Source organism: Prevotella pectinovora (genome assembly GCF_000834015.1).
GTDB lineage: Bacteria > Bacteroidota > Bacteroidia > Bacteroidales > Bacteroidaceae > Prevotella > Prevotella pectinovora.
Window position 1 is genome coordinate 46,949 of sequence record NZ_JXQI01000021.1, and the last position, 23,544, is coordinate 70,492.

At 50.8% G+C, this 23,544-nt stretch carries 18 protein-coding genes and 2 tRNA genes; 9 read left to right on the forward strand and 11 right to left on the reverse strand.

What is annotated here, in order from left to right; genetic code table 11:
- Positions 1-34 precede the first annotated feature (34 nt).
- From ST42_RS02220 to ST42_RS02245, 6 genes are all read left to right on the forward strand, one after another.
- Positions 35-1,996, forward strand: a complete 1,962-nt coding sequence (locus ST42_RS02220; RefSeq protein ID WP_156139275.1) for a hypothetical protein — start codon at positions 35-37, stop codon at positions 1,994-1,996.
- Between the two features lie 301 nt (positions 1,997-2,297).
- Positions 2,298-2,373, forward strand: a tRNA-Gly gene (locus tag ST42_RS02225).
- A 6-nt stretch (positions 2,374-2,379) separates the two neighbouring features.
- Positions 2,380-2,465, forward strand: a tRNA-Leu gene (locus ST42_RS02230).
- Between the two features lie 60 nt (positions 2,466-2,525).
- Positions 2,526-4,205 (forward strand): tetratricopeptide repeat protein, encoded by a 1,680-nt coding sequence (locus ST42_RS02235; protein WP_042520289.1) that lies wholly within the window; start codon positions 2,526-2,528, stop codon positions 4,203-4,205.
- Positions 4,206-4,305: 100 nt separating this feature from the next.
- Positions 4,306-5,298, forward strand: a complete 993-nt coding sequence (locus tag ST42_RS02240) for a TlpA disulfide reductase family protein (RefSeq protein WP_042520288.1) — start codon at positions 4,306-4,308, stop codon at positions 5,296-5,298.
- Between the two features lie 70 nt (positions 5,299-5,368).
- Positions 5,369-6,916: a YifB family Mg chelatase-like AAA ATPase gene (locus tag ST42_RS02245; protein WP_044072102.1), complete on the forward strand. Its 1,548-nt coding sequence runs from the start codon at positions 5,369-5,371 to the stop codon at positions 6,914-6,916.
- Between the two features lie 84 nt (positions 6,917-7,000).
- Here ST42_RS02245 and ST42_RS02250 read toward each other — a convergent pair whose 3' ends face one another.
- The 8 genes from ST42_RS02250 to ST42_RS02285 form a co-directional block, all read right to left on the reverse strand.
- Complete coding sequence (locus tag ST42_RS02250; RefSeq protein WP_044072174.1) at positions 7,001-7,780, reverse strand: SGNH/GDSL hydrolase family protein; 780 nt, start codon at positions 7,778-7,780, stop codon at positions 7,001-7,003.
- 714 nt (positions 7,781-8,494) lie between these two features.
- Positions 8,495-9,985 carry a succinate CoA transferase gene (locus tag ST42_RS02255; RefSeq protein ID WP_042520286.1) on the reverse strand — a complete coding sequence of 497 codons (1,491 nt, stop codon included), beginning with the start codon at positions 9,983-9,985 and terminating at the stop codon, positions 8,495-8,497.
- A gap of 94 nt (positions 9,986-10,079) precedes the next feature.
- Positions 10,080-10,709, reverse strand: a complete 630-nt coding sequence (locus ST42_RS02260; protein ID WP_052488193.1) for a hypothetical protein — start codon at positions 10,707-10,709, stop codon at positions 10,080-10,082.
- Positions 10,710-10,719: 10 nt separating this feature from the next.
- Positions 10,720-11,133, reverse strand: coding sequence for an SRPBCC family protein (locus ST42_RS02265; RefSeq protein ID WP_044072103.1), 414 nt, complete (start codon positions 11,131-11,133; stop codon positions 10,720-10,722).
- On the reverse strand, positions 11,130-11,765 hold the full coding sequence (pyrE, locus tag ST42_RS02270) for an orotate phosphoribosyltransferase (protein WP_044072179.1): 636 nt from the start codon (positions 11,763-11,765) through the stop codon (positions 11,130-11,132). The genes ST42_RS02265 and pyrE overlap by 4 nt, the downstream gene beginning before the upstream one ends.
- A gap of 168 nt (positions 11,766-11,933) precedes the next feature.
- On the reverse strand, positions 11,934-12,884 hold the full coding sequence (locus ST42_RS02275) for a M28 family peptidase (RefSeq protein ID WP_231556888.1): 951 nt from the start codon (positions 12,882-12,884) through the stop codon (positions 11,934-11,936).
- A gap of 50 nt (positions 12,885-12,934) precedes the next feature.
- Positions 12,935-14,731: a membrane dipeptidase gene (locus tag ST42_RS02280; RefSeq protein ID WP_044072104.1), complete on the reverse strand. Its 1,797-nt coding sequence runs from the start codon at positions 14,729-14,731 to the stop codon at positions 12,935-12,937.
- A gap of 169 nt (positions 14,732-14,900) precedes the next feature.
- Positions 14,901-15,425 carry an Lrp/AsnC family transcriptional regulator gene (locus tag ST42_RS02285; protein WP_022317159.1) on the reverse strand — a complete coding sequence of 175 codons (525 nt, stop codon included), beginning with the start codon at positions 15,423-15,425 and terminating at the stop codon, positions 14,901-14,903.
- A 530-nt stretch (positions 15,426-15,955) separates the two neighbouring features.
- Between ST42_RS02285 and ST42_RS02290 the strand changes: the two genes are divergently transcribed.
- Positions 15,956-16,654: a peptidylprolyl isomerase gene (locus ST42_RS02290; protein ID WP_042520282.1), complete on the forward strand. Its 699-nt coding sequence runs from the start codon at positions 15,956-15,958 to the stop codon at positions 16,652-16,654.
- A gap of 761 nt (positions 16,655-17,415) precedes the next feature.
- Here ST42_RS02290 and ST42_RS02295 read toward each other — a convergent pair.
- The 3 genes from ST42_RS02295 to ST42_RS02305 form a co-directional block, all read right to left on the reverse strand.
- Positions 17,416-18,411: an FKBP-type peptidyl-prolyl cis-trans isomerase gene (locus tag ST42_RS02295; protein ID WP_044072105.1), complete on the reverse strand. Its 996-nt coding sequence runs from the start codon at positions 18,409-18,411 to the stop codon at positions 17,416-17,418.
- A 120-nt stretch (positions 18,412-18,531) separates the two neighbouring features.
- Positions 18,532-19,491 (reverse strand): FKBP-type peptidyl-prolyl cis-trans isomerase, encoded by a 960-nt coding sequence (locus ST42_RS02300; RefSeq protein WP_082028554.1) that lies wholly within the window; start codon positions 19,489-19,491, stop codon positions 18,532-18,534.
- 62 nt (positions 19,492-19,553) lie between these two features.
- On the reverse strand, positions 19,554-20,159 hold the full coding sequence (locus ST42_RS02305; RefSeq protein ID WP_042520280.1) for an FKBP-type peptidyl-prolyl cis-trans isomerase: 606 nt from the start codon (positions 20,157-20,159) through the stop codon (positions 19,554-19,556).
- Between the two features lie 249 nt (positions 20,160-20,408).
- Between ST42_RS02305 and ST42_RS02310 the strand changes: the two genes are divergently transcribed.
- Both ST42_RS02310 and ST42_RS02315 read left to right on the forward strand, forming a co-directional pair.
- The gene (locus ST42_RS02310) at positions 20,409-21,113 is read left to right on the forward strand and encodes a Sir2 family NAD-dependent protein deacetylase (RefSeq protein WP_044072106.1); all 705 of its coding nucleotides are present in this window, start codon (positions 20,409-20,411) and stop codon (positions 21,111-21,113) included.
- Between the two features lie 34 nt (positions 21,114-21,147).
- Complete coding sequence (locus tag ST42_RS02315; protein WP_044072107.1) at positions 21,148-23,142, forward strand: OPT family oligopeptide transporter; 1,995 nt, start codon at positions 21,148-21,150, stop codon at positions 23,140-23,142.
- The last annotated feature ends 402 nt before the right edge of the window (positions 23,143-23,544 follow it).

Consider the following 23,544-nt stretch of genomic DNA (forward strand, 5'->3'; position numbering starts at 1 on the left):
GGAAATATTCAATAACAATTAAATTTAATAGAACATGAAAAAAGTTTTACTTTCTATGGTTGCTCTTCTCATGTCTACATTCACTTTTGCACAGGTGAATGGAGCATTGAAGCTGGAGCGCAACGCTACACCTGCAAAGGTGGCTGTCAAGGCATCGCCAAGAAAAGCCCTTGCTGACGGTCAGCGTTATCTCGGTTATTACTCATCAGACAATTTCGGTCAGCCTGGTTTGGGTATCGCTAATTTAGGAGCTTATGAGAGATGTAAGGCAGTCACAGCAATGAGTGCTGATTTCCTCAAGCCTTTCGTGGGTATGAAGGTTGTAGGTATCAGATATGCCGTCCTGGCTTCTAACTTGGTATCTAAAGTGATGCTCGGTGATTGTGAGTTCACAAGCCAGGGCGTAGGATTCGGCGATGAGGTCCTCTTGAGCAAGGACGTTACTTCTTCAAATGCGGGCTGGAACACAGTGATGTTCGATGCTCCTTACACTATTCCTGCCAACACCGCTCTCTACGCAGGATTCCAGTACAACCAGAAGGCTGATAAGCAGGGTGGTTATTTCACAAGTGAGTGCTATCCTCTCTCTCTCATCAACGAGGGCGTAACAGGAAATCCTCTTTATATTTATACCGACGTTCCAGCAAGTAAAGGCGGTAACGGTGAGGGATGGTATAACTTCGGCGCTGACTTCGGTAACATCTGTATTCAGCTCATCGTTGAGGGACAGCCGGCTGGCAACTTCCTCTCTCCAGTTCAGTTGGATGAATTCCAGACTGTAGTAGGCAAGACAAAGAACGTTGAGGTTCTCTTCCAGAATGTATGCAACGGCTCTCTGAGCAGCTACTCTTATACATATACTCAGAATGGTGTCACATCTGCAGAGCAGACTGTTGATCTCGCAGCAAACACTATTGAGACTATCGTGAAGATTCCTGTTCCGATTGAAGGCGCTGCCGCTCCTGGCAAATACGATTTCACTCTGAACATCACAAAGGTGAACAATGTTGAGAACGCTGCTGCCGTTACTTCTATCAAGAGCAAGAACGAGACAATGGCAAAGGATTTCAAGCCTGTTGTAGTTATGGAGGAATACACAGGTTCTACATGTCAGTTCTGCCCACGTGGTATTGTTGGTATGGAGAAGGCTGCCAAGACCTTCGGCGACCAGTTCATCGGTATCGGTATCCACCAGTATGACCGCTCAGACCCAATGTACACAGCTAACTGGGCTAACCTCAGTTGGCAGGGTGCTCCTGGTTGCAAACTCAACCGCAACGGAAGCCAGATAGACCCATATTATGGTTCAGAGACAAGCATCTGCGACGATATCGCAGCTCTTCTCACCAAGATTCCTGCAGCTTCACTTACTGTAAAGGGTGAGTGGGGTGCTGAAGATGACGGTACTATCAACGCAACAGCCACTGTTGAGGCACAGACTGAAAAGGAATACCAGCTCGTATTCGCTGTTACAGCAGACAACGTGAAGGGCGAGGGCAATCTCTGGTCACAGACAAACGGCTTCTCAAAGAAGGCAGGCCAGTTCACATACGAGTCTCTCCCAGAGGATATGCAGTTCCTTTACAACGAGCCAATCTACTACTATCCCGCATTCAACGAAGTGCTCGTAGCAAGCTCTTATGTTCGTACACTCAACAAGTGTGCTAACGTTAAGGTTCCTGCAGAGGGTACAGTGGATGGTACATACCAGCTCCAGATGCCTGTTACAAACAAGACTCTCCTGCCGGCTATCGACAAGGACCAGCTCAACATCATCGCTTTCGTTATCGATCCAACTACAAAGAAGATCGTCAACGGTGCCAAGGCTAAGCTCCCGACATGGGTAACAGCAGTGAAGGGTGTTAAGACCAATGATGTAAACGCTGTTGAGGTAGCTCGCTACACAATGGACGGACGTCAGGTTTCTGCTCCTGTAAAAGGCATCAACCTCGTGAAGATGTCTGACGGCACAACACAGAAGGTGCTCGTAAAGTAATATCGCAGAGATAAAAATCTCCTTTATAGATAATATGGAGTTGTGAAGGCGGTTCGCCGTTGGAGCAACTCCATATTTTTTGTCTTCATAAAACATTTACATTTGACGGTTAATGACCGTTTGGGAATTGTCCAATCCGTTGCCCACGTCTATTTATCGTATTGTCAATGGTTTCCGAGTTGAAACTTGCGAAAGTTAAGTGACTTTATTGAATAATGGGTTAAAATCTCTAAATAAGCAGGGGTAATGCGATTAGTTTTTTGTGTATTTCGATAAATACCTATATCTTTGCAAGGCTTTTGCGGAAATAGCTCAGTTGGTAGAGCACAACCTTGCCAAGGTTGGGGTCGCGGGTCCGAGTCCCGTTTTCCGCTCCAGAAGATGCCGCAATGGTGGAATTGGTAGACACGAGGGACTTAAAATCCCTTGGCCAGGAATGGCCGTGCGGGTTCGAGTCCCGCTCGCGGCACATATTTAATATCACATTTAGCGTTATAATTATAACACTTTTCTTTATATCTTTATCAGTATGCAAAAGAATGTAGTATTGTTCATGTCAGCAGCAGCGTTACTCGCGCTTTCTTCATGTTCATCTAAATTAGGTGCATTGAGCGCTGACAATTTTAGTGTTAATCCCAACCCGCTCGAAACAGAAGCAGGTAAGGTGCCAACAACAATCAACGGCAAATTCCCGGAAAAGTATATGAAGAAGAAGGCTGTTGTTACCGTAACTCCAGAGCTGCGCTATGCCGACGGCAAGACAGCAAAGGGCAACGGAGCTACTTTCCAGGGAGAGAAAGTGGCAGGCAACAACCAGACAATCCAGTATAAGGTTGGTGGAAACTACACAATGAACACCAGCTTCGACTACGTGCCGGAGATGCAGAAGAGCGACCTCTATCTCACCTTCGACGCTTACGTAGGCAAGAAGAAAGTAAACGTGCCTGAAGTTAAGGTAGCCACAGGCGTTATCTCAACATCAGAGTTCTACAAGAAGACACTCGCCAGCGACGGTGCCTGCATCGCGCCAGACTCATTCCAGAGAGTGAAGGCTCAGAAGCAGGAGGCAGAAATCAAGTTCCTCATCAACCAGGCTAACCTGCGCAAGAGCGAGATGAAGAACAACTCAGTGAAGGAGTTCGTTCAGATGCTCAAGAAGATCAACCGCGACAAAGAGGGACTCAACATCAAGAACGTGGAAGTTGCAGCTTACGCTTCTCCAGAGGGTGGCGTGAAGTTCAACGACAAGCTCGCAAGCAAGCGTCAGAACACATCAGAGAAGTATGTCAAGCAGACTCTGAAGAAGACAAAGGTGAACACCGATGTGGATGCAAGATATACAGCACAGGACTGGGACGGATTCCAGAAGCTTGTTGCAGCGTCTAACCTCCAGGACAAGGACGTAATCCTCCGCGTGCTCTCTATGTATCAGGACCCACAGGAGCGCGAGCAGCAGATCAGAAACATGTCTGCCGGTTTCCGTGAGCTCGCTGACGGTATCCTGCCGGAGTTGCGCCGTTCACGTCTCATCATCAACTACGAGACAATCGGACGCAGCGACGACCAGATCAAGGAGCAGTACAATGCTGACCCAACCAAGCTCAGCGCCGACGAGCTTCTCTATGCTGCAGCTCTTGAGGACAACGCTGACAAGAAGGAGGCTATCTACAAGAAGACAGCAGAGATCTATCCTAACGACAACAGAGCATTCAACAACGTTGCCGCTCTGGAGTTTGCAAAGGGTAACAACGACGCTGCCAAGGAATATCTCGAAAAGGCTGTAAACGCAAAGAGCGACGCTGCCGAGGCTAATGCCAACAAGGGTCTTGTAGCTCTGCTCGAGGGTAACACCGCAGAGGCACAGAACCACATCGCCAAGGCTACCGGCGCCAACGACCTGAACAAGGCTCTCGGTGCTCTCAACATCGCCAACGGCAAATATGCACAGGCTGAGCAGAACTTCAACGGAGTGAACAGCAACACCGCTGCTTTGGCACAGATTCTGAACAAGAACTATGCTGGCGCTATCTCTACTCTCAACGGAGTGAAGAACAAGACTGGCGTGACAGACTACCTGCTCGCTATCGCCAACGCACGTCAGGGCAACAACGATGCTGCTTCTTCATATCTGAAGAGCGCGCTGCAGAAGGATCCAAGCCTGGCTTCATACGCAGCAAACGACCTCGAGCTGATCAATGTCAGCAAGTAAGGTCATCGCTATGACAATATAATAAACTGATCATACACAGAGGAGGATGTAAGCAACATATCGTTTGTCTACACCCTCCTCTTTTTTTTATTCCAAGAAAATGAAACGCATACTCTATTTCTTCATCACCATCATGGCGATAGCCTTCACTGCCTGTTCCGGCAGAAAGGGATACTTCACCATTGAGGGTCGCTTCCTAAACATGAACCAGGGAGAACTCTATGTGTATAGCAACGACGGACTGACAAACGGCATCGACACCATAAAGGTGAACGGCGGACGATTCTCCCTCGACATTCCATGCAAGAGGAAGGGAACGCTGATGATCGTCTTCCCCAACTTCTCAGAGCAGCCCGTCTTTGCCGAACCCGGCAAGAGCGTAGACATAAAGGCGGACGCCTCACACCTGAAGCAGATGACAACCACCGGCACAAAGGACAACGAGCTGATGAGCGACTTCAGACAGGCGGTGGCATCTGCAAGTCCGCCAGAAACGGTGAAGATGGCAGAGACCTTCATCAAAGACAATCCGAAGTCGCAGGTGGCAATATATCTGATGAACAAATATTTCGTATGCAGCGGAAACACCGAATACGTGAAGAAAGCCAAGGAGCTGCTTCCGTTGATAAACCAGCCTGACAACGGCGGACTCGTGAGGATGCAGCGCAACATCGACATGCTGCTCGCCTCATGCAAGGGAAACATGCTGCCGGCATTCAATGCCACTACGACCGACGGCAATTCCGTGAGCAATGCCACATTCAGAGGCAAGACAACGATAATATTCACATGGGCTTCGTGGAGCTTCGAGAGCGAGAACATGATGCGCCGTGTGAACACTGTCATCAACAACGCCGGCGGCAGCGTGGCTGCCCTGGGCATCAATGTAGATGCCAGCGCCAAGATATGCAGCAGGGTGATGAAGAACGAATCGCTGACTTATCCGTCGGTATGCGACGAACAGCTTTTTGAAAGCAAGCTTCTCTCGAAACTCGGACTGCATGCCGTGCCCGACAACATCATCGTGGGGGCCGACGGCAAGGTGGTGGCACGCAGCGTGCCGATAGACGAGATAGAACGTTATCTCAGATAATGCAAAGCCCCCGATAGGCATACAACAGAATAGACATAAATACACTCACTACCCATAAACCAGAAGACTAATGCTCGTAAAGACATACAGCGCCGCCGTGAACGGACTTGAGGTGACCACAGTGACGGTAGAGATAAGCCTCACCAGAGGAATCATGTTCCACCTGTCAGGACTCGCCGATACGGCGGTGAAGGAAAGCCACGACCGCATCGTTGCGGCATTGCTCAACAACGGATACAAATTCCCCGTTGCCGACATCACGGTGAACATGGCTCCCGCCGACCTTCGCAAGGAGGGCAGTGGCTACGACCTGCCATTGGCGATAGGTATCCTTGCCGCCATGGAGAAGGTGGAGACGGAGAATCTCGACAAATACATGTTTGTCGGAGAACTTGGTCTCGACGGCAGGCTGCAGCCCGTACGCGGTGCCCTGCCCATAGCCATCCGTGCCAGGAAAGAGCAGTTCAAGGCTCTCATCGTGCCGCGCCAGAACATCCGTGAGGCGGCGGTGGTGAACAATATCGACGTGTATGGCATGGACAGTCTTGCCGATGTAATCGCTTTCATCAACGGCACGGCAGAATTTGAACCAACGAGGATTGACACGAGGCGCGAATTCTACGAACAGCAGTCTAATTTCGATCTCGATTTCGCCGACGTGCGCGGACAGGAGAACGTGAAGCGTGCCATGGAAGTGGCTGCCGCCGGCGGTCACAACATGGTGATGATAGGTCCGCCGGGAAGCGGAAAGTCGATGATGGCAAAGCGTCTGCCCTCTATCCTCCCTCCGCTCTCGCTTGCCGAGAGCTTGGAGACCACACAGATACACTCCGTGGCAGGAAAGCTCGGCAAAGGGATGTCGCTCATCTCGCAGCGCCCCTTCCGGTCGCCCCATCACACTATATCCCAGGTCGCCCTCGTTGGCGGCGGCATGAATCCGCAGCCGGGAGAGATATCTCTCGCTCACAACGGTGTGCTCTTTGCCGACGAGCTGCCGGAGTTCAACAAGGCAACGCTCGAGGTGTTGCGTCAGCCGCTCGAAGACCGCAAGATAACAATAGCCCGTTCGAAATACACCATAGAATATCCCTGCTCATTCATGTTCGTGGCGAGCATGAACCCCTGTCCGTGCGGATATTTCAACGACCCCACACACCATTGTGTCTGCACCCCCGGTCAGATACAGCGATATATGAACAAGATCAGCGGTCCGCTTCTCGACCGCATCGACATCCAGGTGGAAATCACTCCCGTGCCCTTCAAGGATATCTCCAAGGCACAGCCCGGCGAACCGAGTTCTGTCATCCGCGACCGTGTCATCAAGGCGCGCCACCGTCAGGAAGAGCGTTTCAAGGATATTCCTGGCGTATATTGCAACGCACAGATGACCGAGCGCATGATACACCAGTATGCCGAACCCGACGAGACAGGCATCAACCTCCTGCGTATGGCGATGGAGCGTCTGAATTTGTCAGCCCGTGCATACAACCGTATTCTGAAAGTAGCCCGTACCATCGCCGATCTTGAAGGATGTGAAAACGTGCAGTCAGACCATCTCGCCGAAGCCATCAGCTACCGCAATCTCGACCGCAGCGACTGGGCGGAGAGAGGACTGTGATTGAGGGTTCCGTAGATTGTAGTGTGGAAAGTCGTTAGCAAGTAGTTTAACCCCAAATGGCCTAATGACCGTTTGGGGTTTATGTCAGAACACCGGTAGGGTGGCGAGCTGATACATCAGCGTTAGTGCCATGCGGCGATGTCCCTCGTTGTTGGGATGCAGACGGTCGGTATCTCTGTTGTTGAAAAATTCAGCCTGTTCGTCCATCAAAGGATAGAGTCCGGATAGGGCGTTCATGTCGATTACCGGAACACTCCAGATGTTGCCGGCCTCCTTCACCGACTCCACGTAGCTGCTCACATATTCACCACATTTGTTGCGATATTCCTCCGTAGGCTGCCAGTTGGTGTCTTTCAGATAGAATCCCGCACGGTGTATCGGAGTCACCAGGACCACCTGTTTGCCGGGGAACATCCTCTTCACCTTGTCCAACGCTATGTTTATCCTTCCGCGATAAGTGGAATCCGTCATACACATCCTCTTGCGCATTCTCTTCACCAAGTGTTTCTGCTCGTGAATGCCAGCCATCACCTCCTCTTCCTGCTCGGTGAACCATTCTCCGACAGGTACCCCGGCATTGAAGTCGTTGGTGCCGATGAAAATCAGTATGGCGTCGAACTCGTTGCCATGCTCCGCCTTGAGCTTGTCAGCCTGTCGCGGAATGTCGTTCCATTGCCGTCCGCTCACGGCATATACGTATGGCGTGATGCCGAGCCATTCCTGCAGCAGACTCCAGTATTTCCTGTTTGCCGCCTTGTGGTTAGGGTCGGTGATGGAATCTCCGAAATATGCCACCCGTTTCCCCTTCCATGGATGGCATCCCCATGAGGAACTTGTTCCTGTAGTGGATTGCGTGACAAACATCCCGGCAGAAGTGTTTCCGGGCGTTTCTACGCCGTTTTCCTTTGCTTGTGTGGTGGCCACAGCCGTTGCCAGCAACAACGCCGTGAGAGTAGAATTTAGTATATTCATTTGTTTTTGGATATTCGTTTGCCCCAATCAGTTTGGTCTCCGATTTGGAGATACCCCCCAATCGGCCATTAGGCCGTTTGTTGTTTTTTTATATACTGCTTGCAGTCTTTTGTTTTTTATAAGGTGTCTTTTGCCTGTTTTTAATTCGCAATAGCTCGCTATTACTCATTAAAAGCCAAACAAAATCCACTCTTCTAAAAATACAAAATCCAAGCAAGCCCTAATAACCGATTTGGGGATATAAGCAAATGAGCCTGAGTCCATATCCGAACCCAGACTCATCAGTATTGTTTTAACCCAAATCGGTCATTAGACCGTTTTTTGGTATTTATTTAAATTGCTTGCAGTCTTTTGCCTTTTAACCCAAAACGGTCATTAGGCCGTTTATTGTATTTTATATTTACTGCTTGCAGTCTTTTGTTTTTTATAAGGCGTCTTTTGCTTGTTTTTAATTCGTAATAGCTCGCTATTACTCATTAAAAGCCAAACAAAATCCACTCTTCTAAAAGAACAAAATCCAGGCAAGCCCTAATGACCGATTTGGGTTTAAGAGCAAAATCCAAGCAAGCTCTGACTACCGGTTTTGGGTTAAATAAGCTTCTTCCATTACATCTCCGTCAGATGCATGTCGCCCTTTTCAGCCAGTGCGATATGCATGGCGAAGGCCTTTCCGAGGTTGTGGCGTGTCTGTCCCATCTGTGCATGCTCAAGATAAGCACGCAGGATAGGTCTGTAGTCAGGATGCGCACAGTTTTCTATTATGAGATGCGCACGCTCTATCGGACTCTTGCCACGCAGGTCGGCAACGCCCTGCTCCGTGACGATCACGTTCACGTCGTGTTCAGAGTGGTCCTGATGGCTCACCATCGGCACTATGCTGCTTATCAAGCCACCCTTTGCCGTTGACGGACAGGTGAAGATGCTGATGTATGCGTTGCGTTCGAAGTCGCCGCTTCCGCCGATACCGTTCATCATCTTCGTTCCGCTGATGTGTGTAGAGTTCGCATTGCCGTAGATGTCCACCTCGATGGCAGTGTTGATGGCAATCACACCCAGTCGGCGTATCACCTCAGGCGAGTTTGATATCTCACTTGGGCGGAGCGTGATGTGGTCTTTCAGATAGTTCATGTTGTCGTAAACCTGCTTCAGACACTCGTTAGACACCGTGAGCGAGCAAGACGATGCGTCTTTCACTCTGCCCTCAAGCATCATCTCCACCACGCTGTCCTGCATCACTTCAGTGTATACATTGAAGTCAGGCACCTCCTTGTGCTTGCCCAGTGCGCCGAGGATGGCGTTTGCCGTGCTTCCCACACCGCTCTGCAGCGGGAGGAATGTTGAAGGAATGATGCCACGCTTCATGTCGTTTACGAGGAATTCAGCCACGTTGTGTCCTATCTGGTCAGTAATAGGGTCGCTGTCCTTGAAGGCACGTGCCTCATCGGGGAGGTTACACTCCACGACGCCCACAATCTTCTTGGCGTCGATTTCCACGTATGGCTTGCCGATGCGGTCGCCCACATTGATGATAGGTATAGGCTGGCGCATTGGCGGATCGAGCGGCTCATATACGTCGTGCATGAACTTGGCGTCCTTGCTGTGGAAGGTGTTAAGCTCCAGAATCACGTGCTTTGCCATTCTCGCTACGGTAGGGCTGATGCCACCTGCCGATGTGAGATACGCCTTGCAGGTGTCTGCACCCTCCTCGATGTCGCACACTTCGAGGATAGCCCAGTCTATGTCACCATAGAATCCGTAGCGCAGCTCCTGTGCCATCTGGCTCAGGTGTATGTCGTTGTAGGATATCTCTCCCTTGTTCACGCTCTTGCGGAACGAAGGGTTTGTGGTATATGGTGCACGGTATTTTATGGCGTGTGCCTCGGTGAGCACACCGTCGGTGCTCTCTCCTGTAGATGCTCCAGTGAATATATTAACCTTGAACTCCCTGCCGGCTTCATGCTCGGCAGTGGCGATTGCAGCCAGTTCTCTCGTTACCGCCTTTGCCGAACCGGCAGGCGTGAATCCGCTCATTCCCAGCGTGTCGCCGTTTTTGATTAATGCGGCTGCGTCGGCCGCCGTCATACGTGTGTAAGCCATATAATACTTTTTTTAATGGTTAATATTTTTTCCCCGATCCGGCAATGAGGTCATTCCGGGAAAGCCCTAATTACCGATTCGGGTTAAGGCCAAGTCAGTTGTTCACAGTCAGAATGCCAAACGTGCCGGTGGTATTGCCGCGGTATTCTATCATTCCGCGTCCTTTGTCGCCTTTGATGAGAATTCCTCCGCTGTTCATGTCATACACCCTGTGGCAGTATCGGCAAGTCGCCGTGCCGTCGGTATTCATCGTCAGGGCATAGCGAGTCAGTCCCGAACTCTCATAGCAGTTGCGGCACTGGCTGTCGTAGGCATAGAATTTTCCCGTCTGGTTTCCGAATCCCACGATGATGGCATTGTATATGCCTATCGTCCATTGTGCCTTCTGGTCTATCGCCGTCAGCATTCCGTAGCTCGGTTCGCTGTTTTGGTTGGTTTCAAACTTGAACCGTGTCTTGCCGTCTTTTGATATCCTGCAGAACACACCCGGCGACATGGCGTTCATCGCGCTGCCAAGAGTCATGTTCTGCATCGTGGAGTTGTTGATGACGAGGTGACACGGATAGTTGCTGTATTCCGAGTCGGCACAGGCAGACAGCAGCATGACTGCCGCTCCGGCATAGAGCGTCAGCCGCTGTCTGTGGCATGGGCAGTGGGCGATGATGCCGTGGAGCATCTCTGCCACTTTACCCCTTATGATTTTCTTTTCCCAGAACTTGTTCATTGGTGTGAAATCAACTGTTGTATGGTATCATTGCCAACACGTCGGCAATCTTTTCCAGTCCCTCCTGCAGCGGCTTCGACACCATTCCCTTGATAAAGGGGTTGATGTCGGCCTTTATGGTGAGACGCATCTTGCATGCCTCGTCGCCCTCAGGCACCACCTGTATCCACAGGTTGGCGGCAATCGGAGAGTTTGTGGTGGTAAACTTGATGCATTTGGGCTCTTCCCTCTCCACGATTTTCATCGCCACGCTTCCCATCGGAGCACTGATGCTCAGGCTGTCGCGGTCGAAGGAGAGGTCCTTTATCTTGTCCTCAGGCAGTTTGTCGCGCACTTTCTCCAGATTGCTCAGGTCGCTGAGCATGGCATATACGGCGGTCTGAGGGTAGGGGATATGCTTGATGCTGCTTTCAAACTTGCTCATAACTTCATCCAGTTAGCAGGGTCCTTGCGCCATTCGTTGAGCACTTCCACATGCTCTGGCTTGATATATCCTGTCTCCTTTGCCTGCTCCACCACGTGGTCGTAGTCGGTCAGTGTGATGAGCTTCACTCCAGCCTCTTCGAAAGCCTTCTTTGCCACGTCGAAGCCGTAGGTGTAAGAAGCTACCATTCCTACCACCTCGCAGCAGTCCTTGCGTATTGCCTCTACAGCCTTCAGCGATGAACCGCCGGTAGAGATGAGGTCTTCCACTACCACTACCTTCATGCCAGGTTTCAGCTCGCCCTCGATGAGGTTCTCCAGTCCGTGATCCTTTGGTTTGCTGCGCACGTAAACGAACGGCAGGTTGAGCTCGTCAGCCACGAGTGCACCCTGTGCGATGGCGCCGGTAGCCACACCGGCCACGGCCTCTGCCTCAGGGAAGTTCTCGAGCACGGCGTGCACGAGTTCCAGTTTCACGTAGTTGCGGAGGTCCGGATAAGACAGAGTCTTGCGGTTGTCGCAATAGAAAGGAGATTTCCAGCCAGAAGCCCAAGTGAATGGATTCTCTGGTTGCAACTTGATAGCCTTAACCTTCATGAGTTTAGAGGCAAATTCTTTTTTCAGTAAGTCCATGATTATTTCGTTTTTAGTTATGATACTGTTTATTTCTTTTATTCCGATTATTCCTTTATGGTATTGCACTCCTTGTCTTCAGGGCCTTGATGCCCTTTGTCTTCAGAGTATGGAAACTCTTTGTCTTTTAGAGCAATGATACCCTTTGTTCCCTGTGTGTTATACCCTTTATTTCTCTGAGAACAGCACCTGTATCACCGTCTGTCCCACAGCCTTGAGTGAGTTCTTGTCGATGTTGTCCATCGTGTCGGTCACGGTGTGCCATGTGGGTCCGAAGGAACTTTGCTGGCAGTTTGGATAATATGCGATGATGTCGATGGTGGGTATTCTCGCCTTTTCGTTCACCGGTCCGTGGTCGTCGGTGATGTATCCGCCTTCCGCCTTTGGGAACAGCGACTCATATCCTGCCACTTCAGCAGCCTTCCACACTTTGTCCACTATGTTCAGGGCGTATTGCTTCGAGAATCCCTCCTGGTAGAAGCGTGCTCCAGTGCCTCCCACCATGTCGAGCAGGATGCCGAAGCGGGCCTCATATCCCGGTTTGTGCGGATTTTCAGCCCAATACTGTGCACCGAGAGCCCAGGAGTCACCGTTGGTGTCTTGGTTGTCGCTCCACTGTGGCACTCCCCAGTCTTCGGCATCGAAGCATACGAAGTCCACTCCCATCTGTAGCGAGTCTGCCTTCTGTATCAGGCGCGCCACTTCGAGCATCACCGCCACGCCGCTCGCAGCGTCGTTGGCACCCATCACCGGTTTGCGCCAGTTGGTGCTGTCGGGGTCGTTGTCGGCCCATGGTCTGCAGTCCCAGTGGGCGCAGAGCAGTATTCTTGTGGTCAGCTCTGGCTTGTAGCTCGCTATGATGTTGGTGCTCTTGAGCACCGTGCCGTCGAAAGCCTTCAGGTCAGCCTTCTGCTCCGTCACCGTGCATCCGTATTCCCTGAATTTCGCCGCTATCCATTCGCCGCACTTGTCGTGAGCTTCGCTGTTCATCGTTCGTGGTCCGAACTCACACTGTTTTGCACAGAAGGCATAAGCCGAGTCTGCATTGAATGTAGGTCCCACCATGGTCATCGTCTCCGTTTCGGCATCAGCCTTTTTGCTGCTTTTGCATGATGCCATAGTGAGTAGCATTGCCGCCATGGGCAGCAAGATATGTGTTAATCTGAGTTTCATTGTATTCTGCTTTTTTGCACCTCAGCCATCACCCTGAGCCAGTTGCCGCCCCATATCTTTTCTATGTCGGCATGAGAGTAGCGTCGTCTGAGCAGTTGGATGGTGAAGTTTATGAGTTCCGAAGAGTCGGCGATGCCGCAGACCCCTCCGTCGCCGTCGAAGTCTGTTCCTATTCCCACGCTGTCGATGCCCATTATGTCGATGGCATGTTCCAGATGGTCTATGGCGTCGATGATGCTCGCCTCCTGTTCGTCGTTTCTTAGAAATCCGTTGTATAGAGTTATCTGCGCCACGCCACCCTTTCTCGCCAGTGCTTCGAGCTGGTCGTCGGTGAGGTTTCGCGGCACGTCACACAGAGACTTGCAGTTGCTGTGGCTGCATACTATCGGTGTGGCGCTGATGTCGAGGGCGTCGTAGAAACTCTGTTCGCCGGCATGACTGAGGTCCACCATCAGTCCGCAGCGGTTCATCTCCCTTATCACCTGCTCTCCCAGCTGGCTCACTCCGCCGTGAGTGTTCTCCGTGCGTCGTGCGCTGTCGCAGATGTCGTTGTCGCCGTTGTGACACAGGGTGATATACACCACTCCTCGCTTTGCGAAATGCTCCACGTTGCGTATGTCGCCGTTCAGCGCCAGTCCGTTCTCTATGCCGAGCATTATAGATTTGCGTCCGTTGCGCTTGTCGGCATACAGGTCAGCCGGAGTCCTTGCTATCGACACGAACTTGTCGTTTGCCCTCACTATGTCTTCAATCTTGTCGAAGATGAGGTCGGCATATTCCGTTGGTGTCTGTGCCGGCAGCGGTGCTATCTCGGCGAATGTCTCTCCCGGTTTTGGCTGTGGCAGATATGCCGCCATTGTCACGGCGCTTTGTCTGCCGTCTGTCATCTTGTGCAGGTCAACGAGGATGCGGCTGTCTCTCCAGTCGAAGTGTATTCCTTGTGGGAAGAACATCGGTGTGTCGCAATGCGAGTCGATTGTCATCACCTTGTCGTGCAGTCTCTTTGCCTCGTTGAATTCAGCGGCACGTTCCACGAGCCATCTGAAGAGCGGCAGTCCGTCGTCGCCGAGCCATTCCGGATGCCATTGCACACCGAGGATGCTCTTGTGTTCGCTGCTCTCCACAGCCTCTATCACCCCGTCTTCTGCCCATGCCGACGTCTCCATCCTCCTGCCGCAGCTGCCCACGGCCTGGTGGTGGAATGAATTCACGTAGATGCGCTCCCTCTGGAATATGTCGTAGAGCACGGTTCCCGGTTCTATCCTCACCGAGTGAGTGGGTTCGCCGCGCCATTCCGCATCCTGGTCGTGTTTCACCCTTGTCTGGGTCTTCCTTTCGGCATTGTCGGTCCCGCAGGAGTCGATGTCCTGTCTCACCTTTCCTCCCAGTGCCATGGCGAGTGTCTGTATGCCGCGGCAGATGCCGAGCATCGGAATCTGTCTGTTGTAAGCCAGTTCCACGGTGAGCAGTTCCGGCAGGTCGCGGTGTGAGTTTATGCCATGCAGTTGCGGCACCGGCTCCTCTCCACACCAGAGCGGATTGAAGTCGCCGCCGCCGGAGAGCAGCAGTCCGTCGATAGAATCAAGGGTGTTTATTATCACGTCGGTGTCATCGACGGGAGGTATGATTACGGGCACACCGCCAGCCCTCACCACAGCCATATAGTATGGCTCGGCGAGTGTAGCGTTTCCGTTTGCAAAGTTTCCGGTGATTCCTATCACCGGTTTTTTTCGTCCTTCAGGATATCTCTTGTATATCCCATTAAGGTGCGACTGGAAATCAAATGGTTCCACGTCTTGAAAGTATTTTTTTTAGTTGACAAGTAGACGAGTAGATTACTCCTTTTTACTAGACAAGTAGACGAGTAGACAAGGAAATTACCACTTCTTGTCTGTTAACCACTCTTCAGTTTGTCAATCCAATCTCCTCGTCAATTTGTCAACTTGTTAACTTGTCAACTCGTTAATCAATATCATCCTCAACAGATTGAGCCTTGGCTCTTCTGCGAGGTCCCACCTCTCCGAGATCTTTCGGTGCGATAGGAATCTCTCTCTTGATGCTCTGCTCCAGAGAGATGAGCGTCTCTGTAGACACCACTCCCGGAATTTCCTGCATCTGGTTGTTGAGCAGGTCCATGAGCTGTCCGTTGTCCTTGGCATAGAGCTTCACGAGCATTGTGTAAGGACCGGTGGTGAAATGGCACTCCACGATTTCCGGAATATGCTCCAGCTGCTCCACAACAGCCTTATACATGCTACCCTTCTGAAGGGTGATGCCCACATAAGTACAGGTAGAGAAACCGAGGCTCTTCGGGTCTACGTCGAATTTGCTGCCCGTTATCACTCCATCCTCTGTCAGATGCTGCACACGCTGATGGATGGCTGCACGTGAAACGTTACATTCTGCCGCTACGTCTTTGAACGGCATTCTTGCATTCTTAGAAAGGATACTAAGTATCTTTTTGTCAAGTCTGTCTATCTTTTCCATAAGAATAAATTACTATTTGGTTCTAATATTATGTTTTATCTTAAAAATGTGCTTTCTACATGGCATTTATAGCATTTTTCACAACATTTGAGCTATTTGCTATTTGCCAATAAGCAAAATTAGTGGTTTTTTATAAACCGCACAACATTTTGGCGGTTAAAATTAGTTTTTTTGCAACAAATTGGTTGTTTCCCTTCATTTTCCTTTAGGTTCGGCTAATTATTAGCCAATATCGCCTTGTCTCCGCTTTTTTTCTCTTGATATATGATAAGGTGAACGTTATGGTCGATACAGGAGGCGACGTTGCCTTGTAATCCAAAAATAATGACGAATACCTCGGCTATTTGGGAAAAAGGTGTAACTTTGTGGTCGCGGATTATGAAGGATAAGTAAAAACCGGCAAAATGCGCCTTATCAAAACGAAAGACTGCAAGCGGTTTAAATAAGACTCCGTTAAAGGTCTAATTACCGTTTTTATCCCTCATAGTCGGTCATTGACATTCGAAACTTTAAATAATACCTATTGATATATGAAAAATATTCTATTGATTATTTCGCTGTTTGCGATTTGTGTCGGCGTGAAGGGGCAGACAATGAAGGGGGATGTGCGTCCGGAGGTGCTCATCGAGACTACGATGGGAAATATACGGGTGGAACTGTATAACGAGACACCGCTTCATCGTGACAATTTTCTGAAACTCATCAGAGAGGACCATTTCTATGACTCGCTACTGTTTCATCGTGTGATACCCGATTTCATGATCCAGGGCGGCGACCCTTCCAGCAAGAATGCTCCCAAGGGGGCAATGCTCGGCGAGCATTCACTGGGCTACACCTTGCCGGCCGAGATCCGTTTGCCTCAGATTTTCCATAAGCGCGGTGCGTTGGCGGCAGCCCGCGAACCCGATGATGTCAATCCGAAGCATGAGTCGAGCAGTACGCAGTTTTATATCGTCTACGGCAGACGGCAGGGCGAGAAGGGACTGCAGCGGGGACGTGAGAATCTGGAAAAACTCTTCGGCGACAGTATCAGGATGACGAAGGAGATGGAGGATGTGTATACCACCGTGGGCGGCACGCCACATCTCGATGGAGCCTATACGGTGTTCGGTCAGGTGGTAGAAGGTATGGATGTGGTTGACCGCATCCAGCACGTTGAGCGTGATGCCAACGACAGACCGCTGGAGGATGTAAGGATTATCCGTGCCACGATATTGAGGGACAAGTAATACAAGTTGACGAGTAGACAAGTTGATGAGTTGACAATGAGATTCGCCTTTTAAACCTTGCAAACAATGATTGTCAGGTTTGGATATGTCCAAGAGCGTATGGAGGTTAGACAAGAGCCATGATATGATTTGAGACAAAAACCGGGATAAAACTAAGGTTGGTGAGGATATTCAAAACCAAGACCCATTATAACCTCAAACCCATCCTAACCTTCCCAAAGGGAAGGAACAAGTTACTATGCCAATCATTTCAGCCAATGAACTTCAGCCCCCACCTAACCTCCCCCGTAGGGGAGGGACAGTTACCATTGGCAGTATGATTATTGCCTGTTGTAAACGTAAGTTTGCACCACTATAACTATCAGAGTATCAATGGTTTATCGAAGACAGCGGTAACTGTCCCTCCCCTACGGGGGAGGTTAGGTGGGGGCTGATGACAATAACTTGAGAAACTTCCTTGTTCCCTCGTCATATAAATTATCCCGAATCGGTCGTTAGGGCTTGCTTGGATTTTGTTCTTTTAGAAGAGTGGATTTTGTTTGGCTTTTAATGAGTAATAGCGAGCTATTGCGAATTAAAAACAGACAAAAGACGCCTTATAAAAAACAAAAGACTGCAAGCAGTAATTAAAAAATACAATAAACGGCCTAATGACCGATTTGGGATTATACAATAGAAGAGGGCGTGTCATTGCGACACGCCCTCTTCACATAACTTCTTTTATTGGTGTATGGAATTTATCCCCAACCGTTTGTCTGGGTTTATTTCTTCTTGGCCTTTGGAGTAGCCTTCATAGTTATACCCTTCTTGGCAGTAGCCTTCTTAGTAGCGGTCTTCTCCTCGACCTTTACCTCAGCCTTTGGCTTCTCGATGTCTACAAGCTCAACGGTGAAGATGAGAGCTTCATAAGGTTTGATGTTGCGGCCGGAACCTCTCTCGCCATAAGCAAGGTCGTAAGGGATGTAGATTTCCCACTTGCTGCCTACAGGCATCAGCTGCAGAGCCTCTGTCCAGCCCTTGATCACCTGGTTCAGACCGAACGTGGTAGTCTGTGGGTTGCGCTTGTAGCTGCTGTCAAACACCTTTCCGTCGATGCTCTTGCCCTCGTATTTCACGGTCACGCGGTCTGTAGCCTTTGGCTTCTCGCCCTTGCCTTCAGTGATGACCTTATACTGCAGTCCGTCGGGCAGAGTCACCACACCCTGCTTCTTTGCGTTCTCGGCGAGGAAATCCTCACCCTTCTTCTTTGTAGCCTTCTCCATACACTCCTTGTTTGCCTTCTCAGCCTCAGTCATGTAAGCCTGTGCCACAGAGTCTGAGAGCAAGCTGTCGTCCTTCAGCAGCGATGCGATGAATCCCTTGTTGAAGAGCTCGGAGTTGATAGAGTCCTTATATTCCTTGAACTGCTCCTTGCGGTAAGGCAGCATTCCCTGCTCCACCATGAGAGCAATCTGCTGTCCTGCAGCGTAAGCCTGAACCTTAGGGTCGTTGATGTTCTTATACATGTCGTTGAAACCGCGAGCCACTTCGGCGATGTCCTTCTCCTCCACATTGTATTTCTGCTTCAGGAATGGCAGCAGTCCGTTTGTCTGTGCCTTTCCGGCAGCATAGCTCAGCGAGTCAGAAGAAGTGGCGAGTTTCACCACCTCCACTGTTTCAACAGTTTTCTTCTTCTTGTCCTTTTTCTTAGCGGCGAAAGCCGTTGTAGTGAGGCTGCCCGCCAGGATGACGAGTGCTAAGAATAATGTTTTTTTCATTGTTGTATTTTATTTTTTAGTTGACGAGTTGACAAGTTGACGAGTTGACAAGTTGACGAGTTGACAAAGAGATTTTCTTTGCCCTTTACTCGTCTACTTGTCCACTTGTTTTATTCTTGTTTATCGGTTCTGCTGTGCTTTCGTTGCAGCCTCAATCTGGGCGCGCTGCTCAGGTGTGAGCTGCTGTCCTGCAGGCTGTGCCTTTCCCTTCTCTGTGCTGATGAGCTCTATTTTGAAGATGAGAGTAGAGAATGGCTTTATCTTGCCGCCGGTGTCACGTGTGCCGTAAGCCTGCTCTTGAGGAATCATAACCTCCCAAACGCTACCTACAGGCATGTGTGTAAGAGCCTCTGTGAATCCCGGTATAACCTGGTTTACAAAGAATTCAGCAGGAATTTTCTGGCCGAAGTTGCCGTCGAACACCTTTCCGTCGATAGTCTTTCCTTCATACATGATCTTTACAGAAGAGTTAGCTCCAGGAATCTCTCCCTTGCCCTCCTTGATCACCTTGTAGCAAACGCCCTTTCCGAGCTTCTTCACGTCGGCACCCTTTGCATATTTGGCAGCGAAAGCCTCGTTCTGCTTCTTGTATGCACCGTATGTCTCCTCCAGAGCCTTGTTCTTTATCTCGGTCATCTTTCTCTGTGTCACATCCTGTGCCTTGTTCATAGTCATGATGCCGCCCTTGCCTGTTGTTCCGCTGATGAAACCGGCCATGAAGTTCTTCAGAGAGATGGTCTTTGTGGAGTCTTCGCCGAAGAGCTCGTGGTTGATGCCCCTCACCAGCTGGTTGCTGAGCTGTTGGCCAATCTGTATACCGGCATAGTATGCGGCCTTCTTCTTGTCGTCGCCGGCATTGGCACCCTCGTTGAGGCCCTTGATGAATTCGTCGATATATGCTGTGTCAACGCCAAGGTTGCTCACGAGATAGTCTTTCAGTCCGTTAGACTGAGCCATACCGATAGCGTAGCTCAGTGAGTCAACGTCGTTCTTCAAATCGGCCTTTGGAGTTGACTTTCCACAAGAGGCCAGACCTGCGGCTACTACAGCTGCCGCAGCAAACAATGTAATTTTTTTCATCGTCGTATTATAATTGTTATAGTTTTCTTTCTTGTCCTTTTCCTTATGCGATAAGGTCTTCCTTACATCACCTCGAGCAGTTCAACGTCGAAGATGAGCGTTGCGAATGGAGGGATAGAACCGCCTGCTCCGCTCTCGCCGTAAGCGAGGATATAAGGGATATAGAAACGATACTTCGCGCCCTCCTGCATGAGCTGCAGGCCTTCTGTCCATCCCGGAATCACCTGGTTGAGCGGGAACACCGCCGGTTCGTTGCGCTTGTAGCTGCTGTCAAACACCTGTCCGTTGATGAGAGTTCCCTCGTAGTGGCATTTCACCTGGTCGGTAGCCTTAGGCTTTTTGCCGTTGCCCTCTCTCAGCACCTCATACTGCAGACCGCTCTTGAGAGTCACCACACCCTCCTTCTTGCCGTTCTCGGCGAGGAATTTCTCTCCCTCAGCCTTTGCAGCCTTTCCCTGCTCGGCGCGGATGGCGTTGATGCGCTCCTCCTGCTGGCGGAAATACTCCTGAACGATTGTCTGTGCGTCCTTGTGTGGAACCTTCAGTACGTTACCGTTGATGACGTCTTTGATAGCGTCGGCGAAATCGTCGATGTTAAGGTCCGACGCACCCATCTGTGCCAACTGCTGGCCGATGCCCAAACCGAGGGCGTAGCTTACTTTGTCCATTTGCTTATGTATAATATTTATTGTTTATATTCCTGAATATGTATGCGTATGCGCTGTGCGCCACAATACATTCCAGATGCTGAAACACCGTTGATTATCACGGCGCTTCAGCATCAAAAGCGCACAAAGGTACTATTTTTATCTGACTAAGTATGTTGTATTAAAGAAAAAATGCTAATTTTGTGCATTCTTAATTTATTTTGAGCCTCCTTTAGTGTGGTTCCTTGTTGTTCAATAATAATTCTGACTATGAAGAAAATTGTAGTGCTGACAGGTGCCGGCATGTCGGCAGAAAGCGGACTGAGCACCTTTCGTGATGCCGACGGTCTATGGGAGAACTATCCCGTGGCGCGAGTGGCAACCCATGAGGCCTGGGAGACAGATCCCGACTACGTGAATGACTTCTACAACATGCTCCGCGGAAAACTTCTTGAGGCGAAGCCCAACAGGGGGCATGAGCTGGTGGCTGCCCTGCAGGAGAAATACGATGTCAGCGTGGTGACCCAGAATGTTGACAATCTGCATGAGCAGGCTGGCTCCAGAAAGGTGATACATCTGCATGGCGAGCTCATGAAGGTGTGCTCGTCGAGGGACCCCTACAATCCACATTTCATCAAGACCCTTGCTCCCGGCAATCTCACCGTTGCCCATGGCGAGAAGGCAGGCGACGGTTCGCTGCTCCGTCCCTTCATCGTGTTCTTCGGCGAGAGCGTGCCGATGATCGAACCGGCTGTTGAAGAGGTGGAGAAAGCCGACATGATGATCATCATCGGCACGTCGCTTGTGGTATATCCAGCCGCCGGACTCGTGCGCTATGTGCGTCCCGGAGCTCCGATATATCTCATCGACCCCAAGCCTTCGGTCTCAGACTCCCGTAGCGACATCCGTCAGATAGTGAAGGGAGCGTCGGCAGGAATGGAAGAACTCATGCAGATACTGGAGAAAGAAGGATAAGAAGTGTAAATCAAAACAATAATAACCAAAATCTATGGAAGAAAACAAGAAAGACAATGTGCAGCTTCCGGACAATGCGTTCCGAGAGCTGAAAGAGGGGGAACAGTATGAACCCGTCATGAGCCCCAAGAAAGTGTATCCGGAGGTAAACATGTGGTCTGTGACCTGGGGTATCGTGATGACGATGCTCTTCTCAGCCGCTGCCGCCTACCTCGGACTCAAGGTGGGCCAGGTGTTTGAGGCAGCCATTCCTATCGCCATCATCGCCGTGGGAGTGTCTACAGCCGCCAAGCGCAGCAAGGCATTGGGCGAGAACGTCATCATCCAGAGCATCGGAGCCTGTTCGGGAGCCGTGGTGGCAGGAGCCATCTTCACTCTGCCTGCCATCTATATCCTGCAGGCCAAGTATCCCGACATGGCAGTATCGTTCTTCAAGATTTTCCTCAGTTCGCTGCTCGGCGGTGTGATAGGAATCCTGTTCCTCATCCCGTTCCGCAAGTATTTCGTCAGCGACATGCACGGAAAGTATCCTTTCCCTGAAGCCACCGCCACTACCCAGGTGCTCGTTTCCGGTGCCAAGGGCGGAAGCCAGGCAAAACCGCTGCTGCTCGCCGGTATCGTGGGCGGACTCTACGACTTCATCGTCGCCACCTTCGGATGGTGGAACGAGATGTTCACCACGCGTGTCATCGGACTGGGCGAGACGCTTGCCGACAAGGCGAAGCTCGTGTTCAAGGTCAACACCGGAGCTGCCGTGTTCGGTCTCGGATATATCATCGGTCTGAAATACGCCTTCATCATCACCCTCGGTTCGCTTGCCGTATGGTGGGTGCTCGTGCCGGGAATGGGAGTTATCTTCCACGACCAGGTGCTCAACGCCTGGAACCCCGAGCTCACCACAGCCGTCGGCGCCATGTCGCCGGAGGAGATATTCAAGTATTATGGCAAGAGCATCGGTATCGGTGGCATTGCCATGGCGGGTATCATCGGCATCATCAAGAGCTGGGGCATCATCAAGAGTGCCGTGTCGCTTGCCGCAAGGGAGATGAAGGGAAAGGGTGACACCACAGCCGACGTGCCTCGCACGCAGCGCGACATCTCGTTCAAGATCATCGCCATCGGTTCTATCGCCACCATCCTCATCACCTTCCTCTTCTTCTGGTTCGGAGTGATGGAGGGCAACCTTCTCTTCGCCATCGTCGGCATCCTGCTCGTGGCATTGATAGCATTCCTGTTCACCACCGTGGCAGCCAACGCCATCGCCATTGTGGGTAGCAACCCTGTGTCGGGAATGACGCTGATGACTCTCATCCTCGCCTCTGTAGTGATGGTGGCAGTGGGAATGAAGGGCACCGGCGGTATGCTGGCGGCGCTCATCATGGGTGGTGTGGTATGTACCGCACTCTCTATGGCCGGCGCTTTCATCACCGACCTCAAGATCGGCTACTGGCTCGGCACCACGCCAAAGAAGCAGGAGTCATGGAAGTTCCTCGGCACCCTCGTGTCGGCAGCTACCGTGGGCGGTGTGATGATGTTGCTCAACGAGACCTACGGATTTGACAGCGGTCAGCTTGCCGCTCCTCAGGCAAATGCCATGGCGGCGGTAATCGATCCGCTGATGAATGGTGTGGGTGCTCCTTGGATGCTCTATGCCATCGGTGCTGCCATCGCCGTAGTGCTCACCTTCTGCAAGGTGCCGGCATTGCCGTTCGCCCTCGGTATGTTTATCCCTATCGAACTGAACACTCCGCTGCTCATCGGCGGTTTCATCAGCTGGTATGTTTCTTCGCGCTCAAAGAGCGAGAAGGTGAACAAAGACCGCAACGAGAAGGGTACTCTTATTGCCAGCGGATTCATCGCCGGTGGTGCCCTGATGGGTGTTGTCAGTGCGTTGCTGCGCTTCTTCGGAGTGAAGTTCGACTATGAAGGATGGTGGGCAAACTCATGGTCGCAGGTTGCCGCCCTCGCTGCCTACCTGCTTCTCATCATCTATTTCGTATGGGCTACGAAGGTGAAGGAAAAGAAATAATCCCCTTACGATCTGATGACCGTTTTGGAATACACACAAAACGGCCATCAGGTCATTCAATGTAATTTTTTTTATTGCTGTCTGCTACAACTTCTCTTTTTGAACATAAGTAAGACAGATTCATTTTTTTGATGATATTGAGCTAATGATTCTTGGATTTTTGTTTGGATCTTGCAGGATTTGCAAGTGCTTGGGCACTTCCTTTTTGGTGTATAAAGGGGGATTCGTAGACAAAAACCAGGATAAACACCTGTATCCTTTTGCGAGCCTCACGGCTTGATTCCTGTCGCACAGGTCGCCCTTACGAGAGCAAACTCTCGACTGTCACCCTGCACGCCATGAATCGGTGGCGACTATGTCGCCACCTCGCAAAAGCATACAAGCGATAAACCAAGATAAACC